Origin of the sequence: Micromonospora trifolii (genome assembly GCF_050516465.1) — a bacterium.
In the GTDB taxonomy this organism is placed as follows: Bacteria; Actinomycetota; Actinomycetes; order Mycobacteriales; family Micromonosporaceae; genus Micromonospora; species Micromonospora trifolii.
This window is the reverse complement of the sequence record NZ_CP191526.1, coordinates 3,319,863-3,335,335: the sequence shown is the minus strand read 5'-3', so window position 1 is coordinate 3,335,335 and position 15,473 is coordinate 3,319,863. Positions and strand designations below refer to the sequence as shown.

Genomic DNA, 15,473 nt, shown 5'->3' with positions numbered 1-15,473 from the left:
GTTTCGGAAGTGCTGCCCGGCCTGCGCCGGGCCCAGGCGCCGGTTGCCAGCGGATCTCCGCGGCGTTACGTTGAGATGCCATCGATGAGCTTCTACGTCGCAAGGTACGGGGGCCGCATGTCCACGTCTGTCACTCGCCGCACCGTCCTGGCCGGTGGGGCCGGTGCCGCCATCGGCCTGGCCCTGCCCGGCCTCGCCGCCCATGCCGGTGGGCATGATCCCACCAGCGTGAGCTTCACCCTCGACGCGAGAACGCTCGACGGCGGTGAGCAGGTCACCTCGGTCACCCTCGACACCCGCCGGCTCGGCCCGATCGACCCGGCCGGGCTGACTCCCGGCACGTTCACCGTGCACGCCAGGGCCACCAGCCCGATCCCGATCGCTCCCGGCGATCAGATTTTCAGCGAGTACGACCTGGACCGCACGGTGACCGCGGCCCGACTCGACCGGCACGGGAACATCGTGCTGGAGTTGAGCCACGCCGAGGGTCAACCCGGCGGTGGCACCCTCGGCTACATCCTGAGCAGGGGCCGCAACGTCCGGCTGGACCTCGTCTACACCATCACCCAGAACACCCCGATCGTCCGGCGGCACGGCTCGCCGGTCACCATCAGCCGCTTCGTGCAGGCAGGGCTGTCGAACCCCGAGGTGGACGCCTTCAGCTACCACGTCTCGGGCTCGGGTATGAAGTACCGGCTGTACTCGCCCGACCACTCGCCCCGGCACGGCCGGCGACCGCTGATCGTCTGGCTGCACGGCGGCGGCGAGGGCGCCTCGCTGCCGGACGACTACTACGACAACGAGACCACGCTGCGGGCCAACCGGGGAGCGCTCGGCTTCGCCACCCCGCAGGCTCAGCGGATCTTCTCCGGCGCGTACGTCGTCGCTCCGCAGAGCACCTCCTACTGGATGGAGGACGGCCCCCGGTTCGCCCCGCTGATCCGCGAGATCATTCAGGACCTGGTACGCCGCAAGCGGGTCGACCCGGACCGGATCTACGTGGTCGGTTGCAGCAACGGCGGCTACATGTCCCTGGAGATGACCTCGACCTATCCCGACCTGTTCGCCGCGTCGGTGCCGATCTGCGGCGTCGTCGAGCCGCTCAGCGGGGAGGGCCCGCCACTGATCACCGACGCGGAGTTGGCCAAGATTCGGACCCCGACCTGGCTGGTCGCCTCGCGCGACGACGACACCGTGCCACCCGAGACCAACACGATCCACGCCCACGACCTCATCCCGGGATCACTGATCAGCCTGTACGACCACGTCGTCTGGAACGGCTACCAGTTCCCCGGCCACTGGTCCTGGATCTACGTGGCTCGCAACGATCCGAGCCTCAACGGCACCCACATCTGGCAGTGGATGGCCCGCCGCCGTCGGTGATCTGCTGGCCGGCGAGGCAGGAGTTCGGCTCCGGGTCGGCCGTGCGCGGTCGACCCGGAGCCGTGGACGTTCAGCTGACCTGGGTCAGGCGCCAGTTGTTCCTGGTGCTGCCGTTGTCGGCGTACTGGACGGCCTGGGTGCCCCAGGTGCTGGATCCGTTGAGGATGGCGAGCACCTTGCCGCTGTTGACGTTACGAATCCGGTAGGACCCGTCACTGTTGGCCACCAGCGTCCAGCGATGGTCCGCGGTGCCGTTGTCGCTCCACTGCAGGACGCGGGCGTTGTCGGCGGTCGACATGTTCTCGACGCCGAGCACCTTGCCGCTGTAGACGTTGCGGAACCGGAACGCGTTGCCGTCGGTGACCCTGACCCAGTTGTGGTCGGCGGTGCCGCTGTCACCCCACACCACGGCCAGACCGCCATCGGCGGTGGACATGTTCTGTACGCCGAGAACCAGGCCGGTGTCGACGTTGACCAGCTTGTAGGTATCCCCGGGGCTGGTGGCGCTCACGCTGGTCACGAAGGTCATCACGCTTCGGGCGGGAAGCGTGACGGTGAGCGAGCCGTTCGACATGCTGAGCGCGCCCTGGGGCGCGACAGTCCTGCTCCCGTCGGTCAGCCAGTTCGAGACACTGCCGGACGCGGTGGCGTTGGACAGGGTGAACTGCTGGCTCACCGACGAGGTGTTCTTGTTGATGGCGACGATGACGACGGTGTCGCCACCCCGGTACGCCGAGACGTAGACGTTCGACGCGGGATTCGCCGTCGCGTCGATCCGTACGTATCCGGGGCGGACGAACCTGGCGAAGTGCGCCATCATGGCACCGCGCTTGCTGATCTGGCCGTCCTCCCGCATGGGACCGTAGCTCCGCCGGAGATACCACCAGACGTACGCCTGGAACTCGGCGTCCACCATGGCGCGGTGGACGTGTTCCCCCACGTCGAGCGCCTCGGGCCAGGCGTCACCCGAATTGGTGTTGCTGTTGGGGTAATAGACCTCGGTCATCCAAAGTTCCTTGCCCGCGCCCTTCTGCTTGAAGAGGGGGTAGGGGAAGTTCGCGTACGACGTGCCGTAGAGGTGGGCACCGATGATGTCCACGTTGGCGAGCGCCGCCGAGTCGTTGAGGATCGGGTCCGACACGGACTTCACGTACTGGAAGGACTCCGGCGCGATGACCCTGGTGCTGATCGAGCCGGCGTTCTCCCGTAGGAACCGGAGCATCTCCGAGGACGTCCACCACGTCCACTCGGCCGCGTAGTCCGGCTCGTTCTGTACCGATATGCCGTACAGGTTCACCCCGTTGTTGCGCATGTGGGCGGTGAAGTCGTTCAGGTGCGTGGCGTAGGCGCCGTACGAGCTGTATCGGAGCCGCCTCGCGTTGGTCTGATTGCCGCGGGTGAAGGTCTCGATCATGCTGGCTGGCGGGTTCCACGGCGACGCGAAGACGCTGGCTCCGAGCGCGACCGCGCGCTGTGCCGTCGCCAGATCGCGGCTCCAGTCCGCCTGGTTCTCGTTGACGGGGATCCTCAGCAGGGAGAATCCCAACCGGCCCTCGCCGGTGCCGAACGCCGTGTCCCGCTGGGCAGCTGTCAGGTCGCCGATCCAAGCCGCGTGGGCCATGGCGCCGAAGCCTCGGATCGTCTGCCGCGTCGCGGACGGGTTGATGCTCGCCGGTGCGGCAACGGCTTCGGTGGCCCCCACGACCGTCGCGACCGCTGCGACCGGTACGGCCCCCATCGTCGTCAGGACGGTTCGCCGGGTCAGCAGTTTCCGTTCGCCGGTCACCTGCTCATTCTGATCGTGCGTCATGTCTTGTCCTCCTGGGTGGTGGTGGTACGCGCCCTCTCGGTCCCGTCGGCCCGGTCGGCACCGGTCTGCTGCGCTGTCACGGTGTTGACCGTGGTCCCGACGACCTCTCCGGCTCTGATTGATCGGCGTGACTGTTAACGCTAACAGAAGCTCGGGCGAGTCGCCCCGACGGAATCGGTCGGCGTGGATCACTGCTTGCGGCGTAGTTCCCGCAACACGCCGTGCCGGCGCACCGCCCACGCGAGACGCCGGACGCGCGGGTGCCACACGAACAGCACCGCCGCCCGGCGGATCAGACCGAACCGGTTGTCGCTCAGCTGGTTCTCGATCGCCTGCCAGATCAGCTCGCGCACCTTGGCGCTGGCCAGCACCGCCCGCACCTCACGCCGCACCACAGGATCCTCGGCCGCCGACGCGATGGCCGCAGCCTGACCCGGCCGGTCCGCCAGCGGCTCCACCGCCGCCGCGACGAGCGGCCTGCGTACCTCGTCCCGCTCCAGCAGCAGCAACACCGCTTCCCGAATCTCGACCGTGTCCAGAGCGGACCGCAGCAGGCTCAGCAGGCTGCGCTCCACCTCGTGGTCATGGTCCGGAACGGACAGCGTGGCCAGCAGCCCCGCAATCTCCTCGAGATCGACGACGTGTCGCACCCCGGAGCGGAACTCCGGCAGCTCCCATGCGACCTGTAGAGCCTTGACGAGATTGCGGTTCATGGGCCATCGCTACCCGCAGGCGCCAGCCGGCGAAACCCCGTGACCGGTCCGGGCCGGTGCACCAACCACGATCCGGCTGAGAGCGGCCGCCCCAACCCCGGGCGGCCGCTCCTCACCGGGTCAGCACCACGTCAGCGTCGAGTTGACCCGAGTGACGTTGCTGATCGTGTTGTTCGCCCCACCGCAGGGGCTCTGGGTGATGTTGGTGCCGCTGACGGTCAGATTCTGGAACCGGATGCCAGAGGAGATCGGGAACTCGCTCCGGGCCGCGATCCGCACCTCGCCACCGCCCGTCACCGTCCCCGACACCCCGGCGATGACGACGTTGTAGCAGTTCTCCACCAGGATCGCGTTGTTCCCCGTGTTCGAGATCGTCACCCGGTCGATGACCGCGCCACCGGACTCGGACACGCAGAAGATCCCCCGGCCACCGCCGGACGCGAGCACGGTTCCGACCCGGATGTTGGTCGGGTACGAGTTGCCCACCCGGCCGTTGCGGTTGGCCATCCGGAACGCCGCGTACCCGGTTCCGGCCCCGGCGCCCTGCGCGTCGACAGTGCCCACCGTGGCGTTGATCGTGTCATTGAGCAGCAGGCCGGAGTCCCGGGTGTTCCGGGCCGTGACCGTGCCGATCGTCAGACCGTCCACGCCGTACGTCTCCACCCCGTGGGTACCGGTCCCCGACACGTACACGTTGTCGATGCGGATGTTGCGCACCTTGACCGCTCGATCTCCACCGTGGTTGTCGATGCGGACGCCCAGACCGGCGGAGAGCCGCATGTCGATCTGCCCCAGGGTCAGGTTGTTCACGTTGCGCATGAAGATCCCGTACAACGGCGAACCGGTCAGCGTGAGGTTCTGCACCTCGACGTCAGTGGTTCCCCGCGAGTACACCGGCGCCTGGTCACCCGAGCCCGACCCGGTCACGTTGATCGTGCCGCACACCGCCAGGGTCGTATACGACGGCAGCGACAACCGCGAGCCCGCGCTCATCGAGCCGGAACCGCGAACCACCACCCGCTGCTTCGACGTACGACCCGCCGATAGCGAGTTGACCGCCGCCTGCATCGCCGACAGCATGTCCGAACCCGAGTAGACCGTCGACGAGCCATTGCGGGCCGTCCAGGTGCTCCCGCTCAGTACGGCCTCGGCGTTGCTCGATCCGCTGCCACAGCCGGTGGTCGGTGGCGTGCTGCCGCCGCCTACCGCGACCAGCTGCCACTGCTGGTTCGGGCCGTTGAGGTCGGCGTACTGACTGATCCGGCCCCCGTCGGCGGTGGACCGCTCCCAGACCTCAAGTGCCTTGGCCGAGTGGCGGTTGATCAGCCGGACGTAGCCGCCGTCGGAGTCGAGGACCTGGAACTGCTGGTTGGCGCCGTTGGCATCGGACCACTGGCGGTACTCGGCGCCGTCGGCGGTGTTCCACTCCCAGAGGTCGACGACCTTGCCGCTGTGCCGGGCCTTGAGGCGGTAGTAGCCGCTGCCGGAGGAGACGAACTGGAACTGTTGCCACGCGCCGTCGTTGCGGGACCACTGCTGGATCACCGCGCCGTCAGCCGTCGAGGTGTCCCGGACGTCGAGGACCTTGCCGCTGTTCCGGTTGACCAGGACGTAGTAGGCGTTGGTGTCGATACTCGCCGCCGCTGCCGGCGGTGCGCCGACCAGAGCGGCGCCGGCCGCGCCGATCAGCGTGGTGATGATGGCGAGCACCAGGCCCGTGCGCCGGCCGCGACGGATCGATCCGCCGCCGGACGGCCTTCTCGTGCTGGTGAAGGGCATTGCTCCTCCTGGCTGGAATGGGCTCCGGGCGAACCTGGACGGTGTCGACGACCGCGGGCACCTCGACCTGTGGGCGGCTACTCAAGATGGAAGGTGGCCGAGGCGCGGTCGGCGCCCGAACTGACCGCCTCGATGTAGAGCAGCCCGTCGCGGTGGCGCACGTGGCGGCCCGGGAAGTTCTGCGATTCCAGGGAGATCCCGGCGCTGTCGGCGAGGCCGGCTTGACGACGGAAGCTCGCGTCGCCGCCGAACAGCGCCGAGCCGTCGTTCTTCTCCACGTACAGGGCGTAGCCCCGATGGCGTAGGTAGTAACCGGGGAAGTTTGTCGACTCCAGCGACACCGATCCGCCGCCGGCGAGGCCGGTGACGATGCGGAACTGGGAGTCGGCCAGGTTGGCCACGTTCGGCTCGATCCGGGCCCGGTAGTCGTAGTGCCGGATGTAGCTGCTGGCCTGGTCATGGGACCGCAGCCGCACCGGTGTGGCCCCGTCGGGCACCGGGATGCCGAAGTTCGGGGTGCCGTCGGCGTTCCAGTACACCTTCTGCAGCCGGGTGCGTCGGTTCGGGTCGTTGAGCGGATCGCCGCTGATGTCGCGGTAGTTCCGGTCGTGGTAGACGAGGATGTCGCTCTGCCCGTCCTCGGAGACGGTGAACGAGTTGTGGCCGGGGCCGTACTGGCTGGTGGCCGCGTTGCTGGCGAACACCGGGCTGGGGCTCTTGCTCCAGGAGGCGGCGTCGAGCAGGTTCGCGCTGGCGGAGGCGCTCAGCATCCCGAGGCAGTAGTTGGCGTCCGTCGCGCTGGCCGAGTACGTCAGGAAGATCCGGCCGTTCCGCTGGATCACCGCCGGTCCCTCGGCAACCCGGTAGCCGCGGGTCTCCCAGTCGTAGGTCGGCACGACGAGCCGGGTCACGGTGCCGGTGATCTGCCACGGGTTGGCACCCATCCGGGCGAGATAGACGTTGGAGTTGTTTCCAATCGCCGGCTCCTGCTGGGCCCAGGTCAGATAGCGCACCCCGTTGGCTACGAAGGTCGAGGCGTCCAGGCTGAAGGTGTCCCAGGGTGTGGTGATCCGGCCGCGTTCGGTCCACGAACCGGTCAGCGGATTGGCGTTGGCGTTCTCCAGCACGTACATCCGGATCCGCCACACGTCGTCGGTGCGGCCCGCGGCGAAGTAGACGTACCACCGGTTGTTGATGAAGTGGATCTCCGGCGCCCAGATGTGGGCGCCCATCTCTCCGCTGGTGTGGCGGCTCCAGATCGTCGTCTCCGCGGCCGTTGCCAACCCTTGCAGGGTGGTCGCCCGGCGCAGCACGATCCGGTCGTACTGCGGCACCGTCGCGGTCAGGTAGTAGTAGCCGTCGGTGTGCCGGAAGATGTGCGGGTCGGCCCGCTGGTTCACCAACGGGTTGGTGTAGTTCACGGCCGGTGCGGCGTGAGCCGGTGCCGCCACGGGCAGACCGGCCGACACGGCCAGCACCACCAGCACCGCGGCCAGCATCGATCGCAGACCCCGAGGGACACCGTGGCCGGCAGGCCCCCGGCGGACTGCCCGACGGGTGTTCGGGTCGGTTCGAGGGAATGGCAGCGGCATGTGTCCTCCGCGAGATTGGGAACGGCCATTGACCAGCACCGGTAGCACCGCGGCGATGCCGCAGCCGGTCCGGTCGACGCCGAGCGGCGACGTCGGGCAGGACCGGGGGAGAGGCGCGAAGGGCTGGGAATGTGACGGTGGCGTTGCTACCAGGTGGCGGAGTTCATGTTGGCGTTAACATCGATACATGTCAAGGCGTGATGGCCGCCGACCTGGCCGAAACAGCGGCCCTCGTGTCCCTGGAGGTAGGGTCCTCGGCGTGCTGCGACGGTGGGTTCTGGCGATCGTGATGGCGGCGTGCGGCGTGCTGGTGGCGGCGGCGCAACTGGCCGACGATCTGCCCGTCGTCGGCGGCGTCGAGTTGTTGGTCTTCCTGATGTTGGCGCTGCTGCTGTCGCCGTGGGCCTTCCCCCGCTCGGTGGGCGCCGCCGACGCGCAGCGGGCCAGCGCGGTGGACGGCCGGCCGATCGTGTACTGGCGTCCCGGCTGTCGCTACTGTCTCCAGCTCCGGTTCTCCCTCGGCCGGCTCGCCCGGGGGGCGCACTGGGTGGACATCTGGCGCGACCCGGCCGCTGCCGCCGCCGTCCGGGCGGTAGCCGGCGGCAACGAGACCGTGCCCACCGTCGTGCTTGGCGATCAGGCCGTCGTGAACCCCGACCGAGCCTGGTTCCGCCAGCAACTCCGCTCGTCCTGACCCGGCGACACCCCTTATCCCACGAGGTCACCGGCGAGGTACACCGCGAGCGGGCGGCGCAGCACTGTGATGTCGCTCGTCGGGTCGCCGTCCACGATCAGCAGATCGGCGTCCAACCCGGGGTGGATGCGGCCCTTGCGTCGGCCCAGGCCACACACCTCGGCGCCGACCGAGGTGGCCGCGGCGAGGGCGACGGTGGCGGGAATGCCGCAGGCCACGTACTCGACGAGCGTCTCGGGCAGGATCCCGTGCGGCTTCGCGGGGCCGAGGCCCGCGTCCGAACCGGCCACCAGGCGGACCCCGGCCCGGTGCAGGGTGGCAACGCCGTCGCGCAGCGCGGCCTCGCTGAGCCCGGCCCGCGCCGCCATCTCCACCACCTCCGGTGGCGTGACCACGGCCGGGTCGGTGCCGAGCGTGGCACAGACCGCCACCCCGGACGCGGCCAGTCGGTCCGCGAGCTCGCCGGGGACGCGGGCGCCGGCCGCGGTCACGCAGGTGCAGTGCTCGATACCGTCCACACCGACGCGCAGCGCCTGCTCGACCGCGCTGAGCGCGTGCGCGTGCGCGGTCACCGGCAGGCCCAGATCGTGGGCCTGCGTCAGTGCGGCGGTCAACTCCTCGTCGGTGAACTGCGGCCTCGTGGTGTCGGTGCCCGGGGTGAACACCCCGCCGCTGGCCATGACCTTCACCAGATCGGCACCGGCCGCTGCCCGCAGACGTACGGCCTCGCGGACCCCGTCAACGCCGCTCGCCTCGCCCCCCAGCGACCAGCAGTGCCCGCCGACGCTGGTGAGCGGTGCACCCGCCCCCAGCACCGTTGGTAGGTCGTTCCGCACCCCCTGACCCCGCCACCGGAGCACCGCGCCGCGCCGGTCACCCAGGTCCCGGACCGTCGTGACGCCGGCCGCCAGGTGCAAGCGCAGTGACGCCTCGACGACCGCGTCGAGGTCCGACTCGGGACGCTCGGCGAGCCGGCCGAGCGCGTCGGGACCGGCGTCGGCGCACAGGTGCACGTGCGCGTCGACCAAGCCGGGCAGCAGAGTGCCGTTCGGTTCCTCGCGCACCGGCCAGCCTTCCGGCGCCTCGGCCCTACCCCGGTGCACGTCGACGATGTGCCCCTCGTCGAGCAGGACCAGCACCCCGCCGTCCACGAGCCGTTCGCCGTCGAACATCCGGGCCACCCGGACAGCATGCTTCGTCATCGTCACCCCACCCCGCTCGGTTGTAACTGCCACCACCGATGCCCGCGATGCCCTCGTCCGCTGACGGCCACCGGCCATGGCCTGACCATCGCATCGCCACGGGCACCCGGCCTCCCTCGCCAGAGCGATATGCCATCCCTCTGGCGGGTCGGCACCTGTTGGGTCAGTCGGGACAGCACCTGCCGCAGTGGCGTTTTCGTCAACAGATGCGGGGGATACCGACGCCGCCCGACTTTCCGGCGCTGGACGGGCGACGACAGGAGGACGGTCATGGCGTTGGCCAACCCGGCACCCGACTACTTCGAGCCCGAGGACGGCATGTTCCTCGCAACATTGCTGATCGTTCGCGATCTGGCGCGATCCCGGGAGTACTACGAGCGGGTGTTCGGGGCGACCTGCGTCCACGAGAGCAGCCCGCTGATCATGAAGTTCTTCAACAGCTACATCATCATCAACGTCGAGGGCGGTCCGACGGACGACAAGCCGACGGTGCAGGCCAAGGCGCCGGCCGACTCCAACACCCTGAGCTGCGCGATGAACGTCCGGGTCCGGGACATTCGGAAACTCTACGAGGAGTGGAAGTCCCGGGGCGCGGACTTCCTCACCGAGCCGAAGGACCACGGAACGGAGATCCGCTGCTACCTGCGCGACCCGGACGGATATCTGGTCGAGGTGGGGCAGGGCCTCTGACCGTCGGGGCACCGGCGGTGGTGTCGACAGGGCGAGCCACCCCGTCGCCTGGCGTCCTCTCGTCGTACCCGCGTGGCATCATCCTGGGCCATGGATCATCAGGGGCAGCTTCGCCGTGCCGCGATCGAAGTGGGCATTCCGGACGACGAGATCGACAGGTTCACCACGCATCTTCGGCTGTCGATCCGCTTGGGCGGGGGTTCCGGCGGTGCCCCGGTCGGGCAGTTCGGTGGGTTGCCCCGACTGCCGGTGGGCACCGACTGGCCGACCGCCGGAGCCAGTCCGTTGCCATTCATCTTCTCCGTCGACTGTGCGGCGCTGCCGAGAGTCGACGGCTTCGGCCTGCCGGCAGACGGCTCGATCCTTTTCTTCCTGGCCCACGAGGAGGACCACCTGGCCGGTGGCACCGGAGACCGGAGGTACGCGCGGGTCGTGTACGTGCCGGCCGACACCGATACCGAGGTGGCGGAAGAACCCAACATCCCCGACTTCGTCGGCGAGCAGTACGACGTCTGCGCCACGCTGGACGCGGAGCTGCCCCCTTGGATCGCGACTCACGACGACGATGAGGACGACGAGGACGAGGACGACCTGTCGCCCTTCCAGCAGCAGTTGGCCCGTGACCTGGAGCGTGACCTCCCGCATCTGGAGGAGCTCCGTGCGCTGGCCCATGACCTCTGGCCGCCCGATCAAGGGCTTGCCAGCGCCGATATCGGCGGGTATGCCGACGACGAGGTGATCAGGAGCATCGCGGAGCAGACCCTCGCCGGGCGGGAGAAGGCCGGTGAGATCGTCGTCCCGGTGGCGCAGTGGTATTCCCAGGTGGAGAAGGAGAAGCACCGGCTGACGAGCGAATGGGTGTCGCTCGCCCGGTTCTCCCTGGCCGACGAGTTCTACTACGGCAGTTTCGTGATCCGCCACGACGACCTGGCCGCCGCTCGGCTGGACGAGGCGCTCTCCGTGACCGAGTTCAGTGAGTAGAACAGCGGCGGCAGCGCACCTGCGCCGCCTGCGGTCGTCCGTCGATCAAGCGGCGGGCTACCGTGACCTGCGGTGCCTCGATACCGCGTGACCAGAGGAGTCGATGCTGACATGACGGCAGGACGACCAACGCCGACCCAGGACGAGGTGCTCGGGTACTTCGACACGCTGTCCAACTGGGGGCGGTGGGGCGACGACGACGAACTCGGCACGCTGAACCACATCAGCGACGACGTCCGGTTGACGGCGGCGCGGGCCGTGCGGCACGGCAGGAGCGTGTCCTGCGCATGGGAGGTCTCCGTACCGGCAGACATGGAGCGGTCGACGACGACGTGCCCATGCACCGCTGACATGCCGGGTGCGGAGAACATGCCGCCCGCCTTCCACGCCGACCGGCGCTGGGGCTTCTCGTCCGAGCGGCTCGGCATCTCGTTCCACGGCAACACCCTCACCCACCTCGACTCGCCGTGCCACATCTACTGGGACGGCACTATGTACAACGGGCGGTCACACTCGTTGGTCGACGCCGCAACGGGCTCGGCGTGGGCGGCCGTCACGGCGGCCGCGAACGGGATCGTCACGCGTGGTGTCCTGCTCGACGTCGCGGCGGCCCGCGATGTGCCGTGGTTGGAGCCGGGCCAGGGGGTGTCTCCCGACGATCTCGAGGAGGCCGAGCGTCGCCAGGGTGTGCGGGTGCGACCCGGCGACGCGGTACTCCTGCGGACCGGCTACGGGCGCTTCCGGCACGAGAACGGTGCGGCCAGCGGTTTCACGCAGGCCGGCTGGCACGCGTCCTGCCTGCCGTGGCTGCATGAACGGGGGGTGGCGCTGATCGGCGCCGACACCCCGCAGGACGTTCAGCCGTCGGGGTACGACGACGTGTTGATGCCGGTCCACGCTGTGAGCCTCGTCGCGATGGGTCTGTGGATGCTCGACAACTGCGACCTGGAGGCCTGCGCGACGACGGCTACCGAGCTCGGCCAGTGGGACTTTCAACTGGCGGTCGCACCGGTCCGCTTCGCCGGCACGTCCGGCAGCCCGGTCAACCCGATCGCCACGTTCTGACCACCGGTGCTGCGTCTGCCGGCGCATCGGTATCGCCGGACCATCGTGTGATGATCGAAGCGGTGATGTAGTAGCCGCCTTGGTTGTTCATGGTCGCTACGTGCAGATTTACCGAGGTCGGCGTGATGTGCAGCAGGTGAGCCTGCCAGTGCTGGTAGCAGAGGTCCCGCAGCCACACTTCCTCGAGTTCACCTGCGACCTGGTGTGGCGTAGCGGCTTGTTCGGCTAGGCAGTAGGCGGTCAGTTGACGGGCAGGGTCCGCGCTGCTGGCCACGGTCACCTGCCGGATCGATCGGCAGCGCCAGAGGTAGTGGTCGAAGTCGACCTCCATGCCGGAGAGGTTGTCAGGATCGGCAGGCGGCGTCGCGTCGGCGACAGCACGCACGGCAGCGACGAACTCGGTGACCCGACTGTCGGCGTCGTCGCCGTAGGTGAGGTCACTGGGTGTGACGTCCTCCCACCAGGCTCTCGCGGTGCGGCGCCGCCACCAGTACAGGACCGTCCGATCGTCCGGCCACGGGGCCAGACTCCCGCCGCGTGGCTCGAACCGGTCGCGGCGATCATCGATGCGCCGCCAGAGAGGTTCCCGCTCGACATCGACCACATCGGCGCGGGTTAGCGTACTGCTGGCATCGGGGCTGGACACGGACGGATTGAAGCTCCGCTGGGCATCGAACAACGAGCGTTCGTTCGCGCCGCCCGCCTGATACGGCCAGCGGAGTTGGTAGACGTCGTCCTCCCACCCGCACACGGGACAGATCTCATGAGATCCCGGTGGTTCCGAGAGGGTGCGATATCCGCAGCACACACAGGGGTAGGCGGGCTCCATGCCGCCAAGCGTGCACGAGAAATCTCGTCGAGTCCTGCGCTTATTGGGGCGCCGGCCGCGCTGAACTGCCGCTGCGAAGTGGTCAGCAGTTGTGCGGCCAGCTACGCACGTTCGACTACCCAGCAGGAGACGAGGACGGTGCCATCCGTGGTCACAGGAACAGCAATGGCAGCCATCGCACCGACGTAGGGGCCCCCGGCCCGACGCCCGTACGGCATAATGCGGTTACACATAGAAGAACATGGATTCCTGGCAGGGCTTTCGGCCGCGCTGTCATGCGGTCGGAGCAACCGAGCCGGGCCGGTAGCCGCGGGGCGGTGCCGGGTCAGGTTCTGAGGGGGTACCACCATGACCATGCCACGTAGGGGACGCGTACCCGTCCGGGTTCGCCCGGTCCTCACCGCCGCCGTGTCCGTCCTCGTCGTGGTGATGCTCGCCGCCGCCGGTCCGGCCAACGCCGCCGATCCGCCGCACCGGCTGGCCAACCCCTACGTCGGAGCTCAGGTCTACGTCGACCCCGAGTGGCTCGAGCGTGCCTCGGCCGAACCCGGCGGCGCCGCGGTCGCCGAACAGCCGACCGCGGTCTGGCTGGACCGGATCGCCAGGATCGGGGGAGCCGACGGGAGGATGGGCCTGCGCGAGCACCTGGACGCCGCCGTGGCACAGCACGCCGACCTCGTCCAGTTGACCCTGTACAACCTGCCGGCCCGCGACTGCGGCCGGCGGGCCCCGCAGGGTGAGCTGTCGATCGAGGACATTTCCCGGTACCGGGCGGAGTTCGTCGATCCGATTGTCGAGATCCTCTCTACTCCCGACTACGCCGATCTACGGATCGTCGTCTTCGTCGAGCCGAACTCGCTGCCCGACCTTGTCGTCAACACCGGCAACCGGTACGCGGCCACCCCGGCCTGTGAGGAGGCGCTGGCGCGCGGCACCTACCAGCACGGAATCGGGTACGCCCTGGAACGGCTCGGCACCGTACCCAATGTCTACTCGTACCTGGACATCAGTCACCACGCCGAGGTCGGCTGGCCGGAGGACTCCGGCCCGCTGACGGCGCTGCTGTTGCAGGCCGCGACCACCGCCGGGAGCACGGCGGCCGACGTTCATGGTTTTGTCGCCAACACCGCCAACTACTCGGTCCTGCACGAGGAGTACTTCCGCGCCGACGATGTCATCAACGGCCAGCCGGTGCACCAGTCCAAGTGGGTCGACTGGAACCCGTTCATCGACGAGGTGCCCTACGCGCGACACCTGCGGGGTCTCTTGACGGAGGCGGGCTTCTCCCCGGACGCGGGTGTGGTCGTCGACACCTCACGCAACGGCTGGGGTGGCCCAAACCGACCCACCGGTCCGGCGACCTCGGGCGATCTGAACCGTTACGTCGACGGCAGCCGGATCGACCGGCGGGCAGCGATCGGGAACTGGTGCAACCAGAGGGATGCCGGCCTCGGGCAGCGTCCAGTCGCCGAGCCGGAACCAGGCATCGACGCCTACGTCTGGGTCAAGCCGCCCGGCGAGTCCGATGGCACCAGCGGCAGCCCGAACGCCGGCCAGCCGTACGAGCCGTTGTGCGACCCGAACTACCTGCCGCCTCGCGGATCCGCGTACGACACCGGTGCGATGCCCGGCGCCCCGCCGCTGGGAGAGTGGTTCCCGGCGCACTTCCGTCAGTTGCTGGCCAATGCCTGGCCACCGCTGTGACCGTGGATCCACCGATCGGTGGAGGCGCGAATCAACCCAAGCTCAGACGCGATGGTCGACGTAGCGGGGTGTGGTGCGCCCGTAGCTTCGCAGTGTGACCGCACTGGAAGTACGAAATCTGCACAAGCGCTACGGGCAGCACGTTGCCGTCGACGACGTCTCTTTCACCGTTGAAGAGGGGGAGATCTTCGGCATCATCGGGCCCAACGGCGCCGGAAAGACGACAACCGTCGAGAGCATCGCCGGCCTGCGAACGCCCGACTCGGGCTCGATCTCTGTGCTGGGCCTCGATCCGAAAAAGAATCGCGCGGAGGTGCGTGAGCGACTCGGCGTGCAACTGCAGGAGAGCAGCTTCCCCGACGCGATAAAGGTCGCCGAAGCCGTCGAGCTGTACAGCTCCTTCTACCGGAACCCCGTCGATTGGCGCGAGCTCATGGAGCTCCTGGGTCTCACCGAGAAGCGCAACACGCAGTACAAGGCTCTCTCGGGCGGAGAAAAGCAGCGGCTCTCGATCGCGCTCGCTCTGGTCGGCGGCCCGAAGGTCGCGATCCTCGACGAGCTCACGACGGGACTGGACCCGCAGGCGAGGCGCGACACGTGGAGCCTCATTGAGCGGGTTCGTGACACGGGCGTCACGATCCTCCTTGTCACGCACTTCATGGATGAAGCGGAACGCCTCAGCGACCGGATCGCCGTCATCGATGGTGGCCGGGTTGCCGCAGTGGACACGCCGGCAGGGCTGATCGCGCGGGCGAGCGCGGTGCAGCAGGTCCGGTTCCGTGTGAGGCAGCCGCTCGACAAGAGTGTCCTGACGGAGCTTCGCGACGTGACCGATGTCGAGATCACCGAGGGCCGCTGGCTGGTCAGCGGCAGCGGACAGCTTCTGAGCAGCGTCGCAGGGGCTCTCGCCAAGGCGCAGGTCGTGGCGGAGGATCTCCGCGTCTACCAGCGCAACCTCGACGACGCGTTCGTGGCCTTCACAGGCCGCGCCCCGGAATCCCCAGAACCTTTCCAAAGGAAAGGCTGACCCA

General features: G+C 68.7%; 13 protein-coding genes. 7 read left to right on the top strand and 6 right to left on the bottom strand.

Annotation, left to right across the window (positions count from 1 at the left end; translation table 11 throughout):
* Positions 1-117: 117 nt before the first annotated feature.
* Complete coding sequence (locus tag ACQRWP_RS15180; protein WP_430502877.1) at positions 118-1,383, top strand: prolyl oligopeptidase family serine peptidase; 1,266 nt, start codon at positions 118-120, stop codon at positions 1,381-1,383.
* A gap of 70 nt (positions 1,384-1,453) precedes the next feature.
* Here the strand turns inward: ACQRWP_RS15180 and ACQRWP_RS15175 are convergent, their stop codons facing one another.
* The 4 genes from ACQRWP_RS15175 to ACQRWP_RS15160 form a co-directional block, all read right to left on the bottom strand.
* Complete coding sequence (locus tag ACQRWP_RS15175) at positions 1,454-3,193, bottom strand: RICIN domain-containing protein (protein ID WP_430502876.1); 1,740 nt, start codon at positions 3,191-3,193, stop codon at positions 1,454-1,456.
* Positions 3,194-3,381: 188 nt separating this feature from the next.
* Positions 3,382-3,906: a hypothetical protein gene (locus tag ACQRWP_RS15170; protein WP_430502875.1), complete on the bottom strand. Its 525-nt coding sequence runs from the start codon at positions 3,904-3,906 to the stop codon at positions 3,382-3,384.
* A 120-nt stretch (positions 3,907-4,026) separates the two neighbouring features.
* Positions 4,027-5,685 carry an RICIN domain-containing protein gene (locus ACQRWP_RS15165; RefSeq protein ID WP_430502874.1) on the bottom strand — a complete coding sequence of 553 codons (1,659 nt, stop codon included), beginning with the start codon at positions 5,683-5,685 and terminating at the stop codon, positions 4,027-4,029.
* A gap of 77 nt (positions 5,686-5,762) precedes the next feature.
* The gene (locus ACQRWP_RS15160; protein WP_430502873.1) at positions 5,763-7,184 is read right to left on the bottom strand and encodes a family 43 glycosylhydrolase; all 1,422 of its coding nucleotides are present in this window, start codon (positions 7,182-7,184) and stop codon (positions 5,763-5,765) included.
* 352 nt (positions 7,185-7,536) lie between these two features.
* On the opposite strand from ACQRWP_RS15160, the gene ACQRWP_RS15155 reads away from it, so the two are divergent.
* Positions 7,537-7,971 (top strand): glutaredoxin domain-containing protein, encoded by a 435-nt coding sequence (locus ACQRWP_RS15155; RefSeq protein WP_430502872.1) that lies wholly within the window; start codon positions 7,537-7,539, stop codon positions 7,969-7,971.
* A gap of 14 nt (positions 7,972-7,985) precedes the next feature.
* Here the strand turns inward: ACQRWP_RS15155 and ACQRWP_RS15150 are convergent, their stop codons facing one another.
* A complete protein-coding gene (locus ACQRWP_RS15150) occupies positions 7,986-9,173 on the bottom strand; it encodes an amidohydrolase family protein (RefSeq protein WP_430502871.1) in 1,188 nt (395 codons plus the stop codon).
* Positions 9,174-9,443: 270 nt separating this feature from the next.
* Here ACQRWP_RS15150 and ACQRWP_RS15145 point away from each other — a divergent pair, with 270 nt between their 5' ends.
* The 3 genes from ACQRWP_RS15145 to ACQRWP_RS15135 all read left to right on the top strand — a co-directional run bounded on the left by ACQRWP_RS15145 (position 9,444) and on the right by ACQRWP_RS15135 (position 11,909).
* Entirely contained in the window at positions 9,444-9,863 is a 420-nt protein-coding gene (locus ACQRWP_RS15145; protein WP_112583511.1) for a VOC family protein, read from the top strand.
* A gap of 90 nt (positions 9,864-9,953) precedes the next feature.
* On the top strand, positions 9,954-10,844 hold the full coding sequence (locus ACQRWP_RS15140; RefSeq protein WP_430502870.1) for a DUF1963 domain-containing protein: 891 nt from the start codon (positions 9,954-9,956) through the stop codon (positions 10,842-10,844).
* Positions 10,845-10,955: 111 nt separating this feature from the next.
* Complete coding sequence (locus ACQRWP_RS15135; protein WP_430502869.1) at positions 10,956-11,909, top strand: cyclase family protein; 954 nt, start codon at positions 10,956-10,958, stop codon at positions 11,907-11,909.
* On the opposite strand, the gene ACQRWP_RS15130 is transcribed toward ACQRWP_RS15135, so the two are convergent.
* Positions 11,887-12,738, bottom strand: a complete 852-nt coding sequence (locus ACQRWP_RS15130; RefSeq protein ID WP_430502868.1) for a CPCC family cysteine-rich protein — start codon at positions 12,736-12,738, stop codon at positions 11,887-11,889. The two genes, ACQRWP_RS15135 and ACQRWP_RS15130, sit on opposite strands and share 23 nt — an antisense overlap.
* A 348-nt stretch (positions 12,739-13,086) precedes the next feature.
* Between ACQRWP_RS15130 and ACQRWP_RS15125 the strand changes: the two genes are divergently transcribed.
* A complete protein-coding gene (locus ACQRWP_RS15125; RefSeq protein ID WP_430502867.1) occupies positions 13,087-14,442 on the top strand; it encodes a glycoside hydrolase family 6 protein in 1,356 nt (451 codons plus the stop codon).
* Positions 14,443-14,536: 94 nt separating this feature from the next.
* A complete protein-coding gene (locus ACQRWP_RS15120) occupies positions 14,537-15,469 on the top strand; it encodes an ABC transporter ATP-binding protein (RefSeq protein WP_430502866.1) in 933 nt (310 codons plus the stop codon).
* Positions 15,470-15,473: the final 4 nt, after the last annotated feature.

Bases quoted from the DNA above. Each gene is read 5' to 3' on its own strand.
- ACQRWP_RS15180 (WP_430502877.1), top strand. From the start codon at position 118: ATGTCCACGTCTGTCACTCGCCGCACCGTCCTGGCCGGTGGGGCCGGT.
- ACQRWP_RS15175 (WP_430502876.1), bottom strand. From the start codon at position 3,193: ATGACGCACGATCAGAATGAGCAGGTGACCGGCGAACGGAAACTGCTG.
- ACQRWP_RS15170 (WP_430502875.1), bottom strand. From the start codon at position 3,906: ATGAACCGCAATCTCGTCAAGGCTCTACAGGTCGCATGGGAGCTGCCG.
- ACQRWP_RS15165 (WP_430502874.1), bottom strand. From the start codon at position 5,685: ATGCCCTTCACCAGCACGAGAAGGCCGTCCGGCGGCGGATCGATCCGT.
- ACQRWP_RS15160 (WP_430502873.1), bottom strand. From the start codon at position 7,184: ATGCTGGCCGCGGTGCTGGTGGTGCTGGCCGTGTCGGCCGGTCTGCCC.
- ACQRWP_RS15150 (WP_430502871.1), bottom strand. From the start codon at position 9,173: ATGACGAAGCATGCTGTCCGGGTGGCCCGGATGTTCGACGGCGAACGG.
- ACQRWP_RS15145 (WP_112583511.1), top strand. From the start codon at position 9,444: ATGGCGTTGGCCAACCCGGCACCCGACTACTTCGAGCCCGAGGACGGC.
- ACQRWP_RS15140 (WP_430502870.1), top strand. From the start codon at position 9,954: ATGGATCATCAGGGGCAGCTTCGCCGTGCCGCGATCGAAGTGGGCATT.
- ACQRWP_RS15135 (WP_430502869.1), top strand. From the start codon at position 10,956: ATGACGGCAGGACGACCAACGCCGACCCAGGACGAGGTGCTCGGGTAC.
- ACQRWP_RS15130 (WP_430502868.1), bottom strand. From the start codon at position 12,738: ATGGAGCCCGCCTACCCCTGTGTGTGCTGCGGATATCGCACCCTCTCG.
- ACQRWP_RS15125 (WP_430502867.1), top strand. From the start codon at position 13,087: ATGACCATGCCACGTAGGGGACGCGTACCCGTCCGGGTTCGCCCGGTC.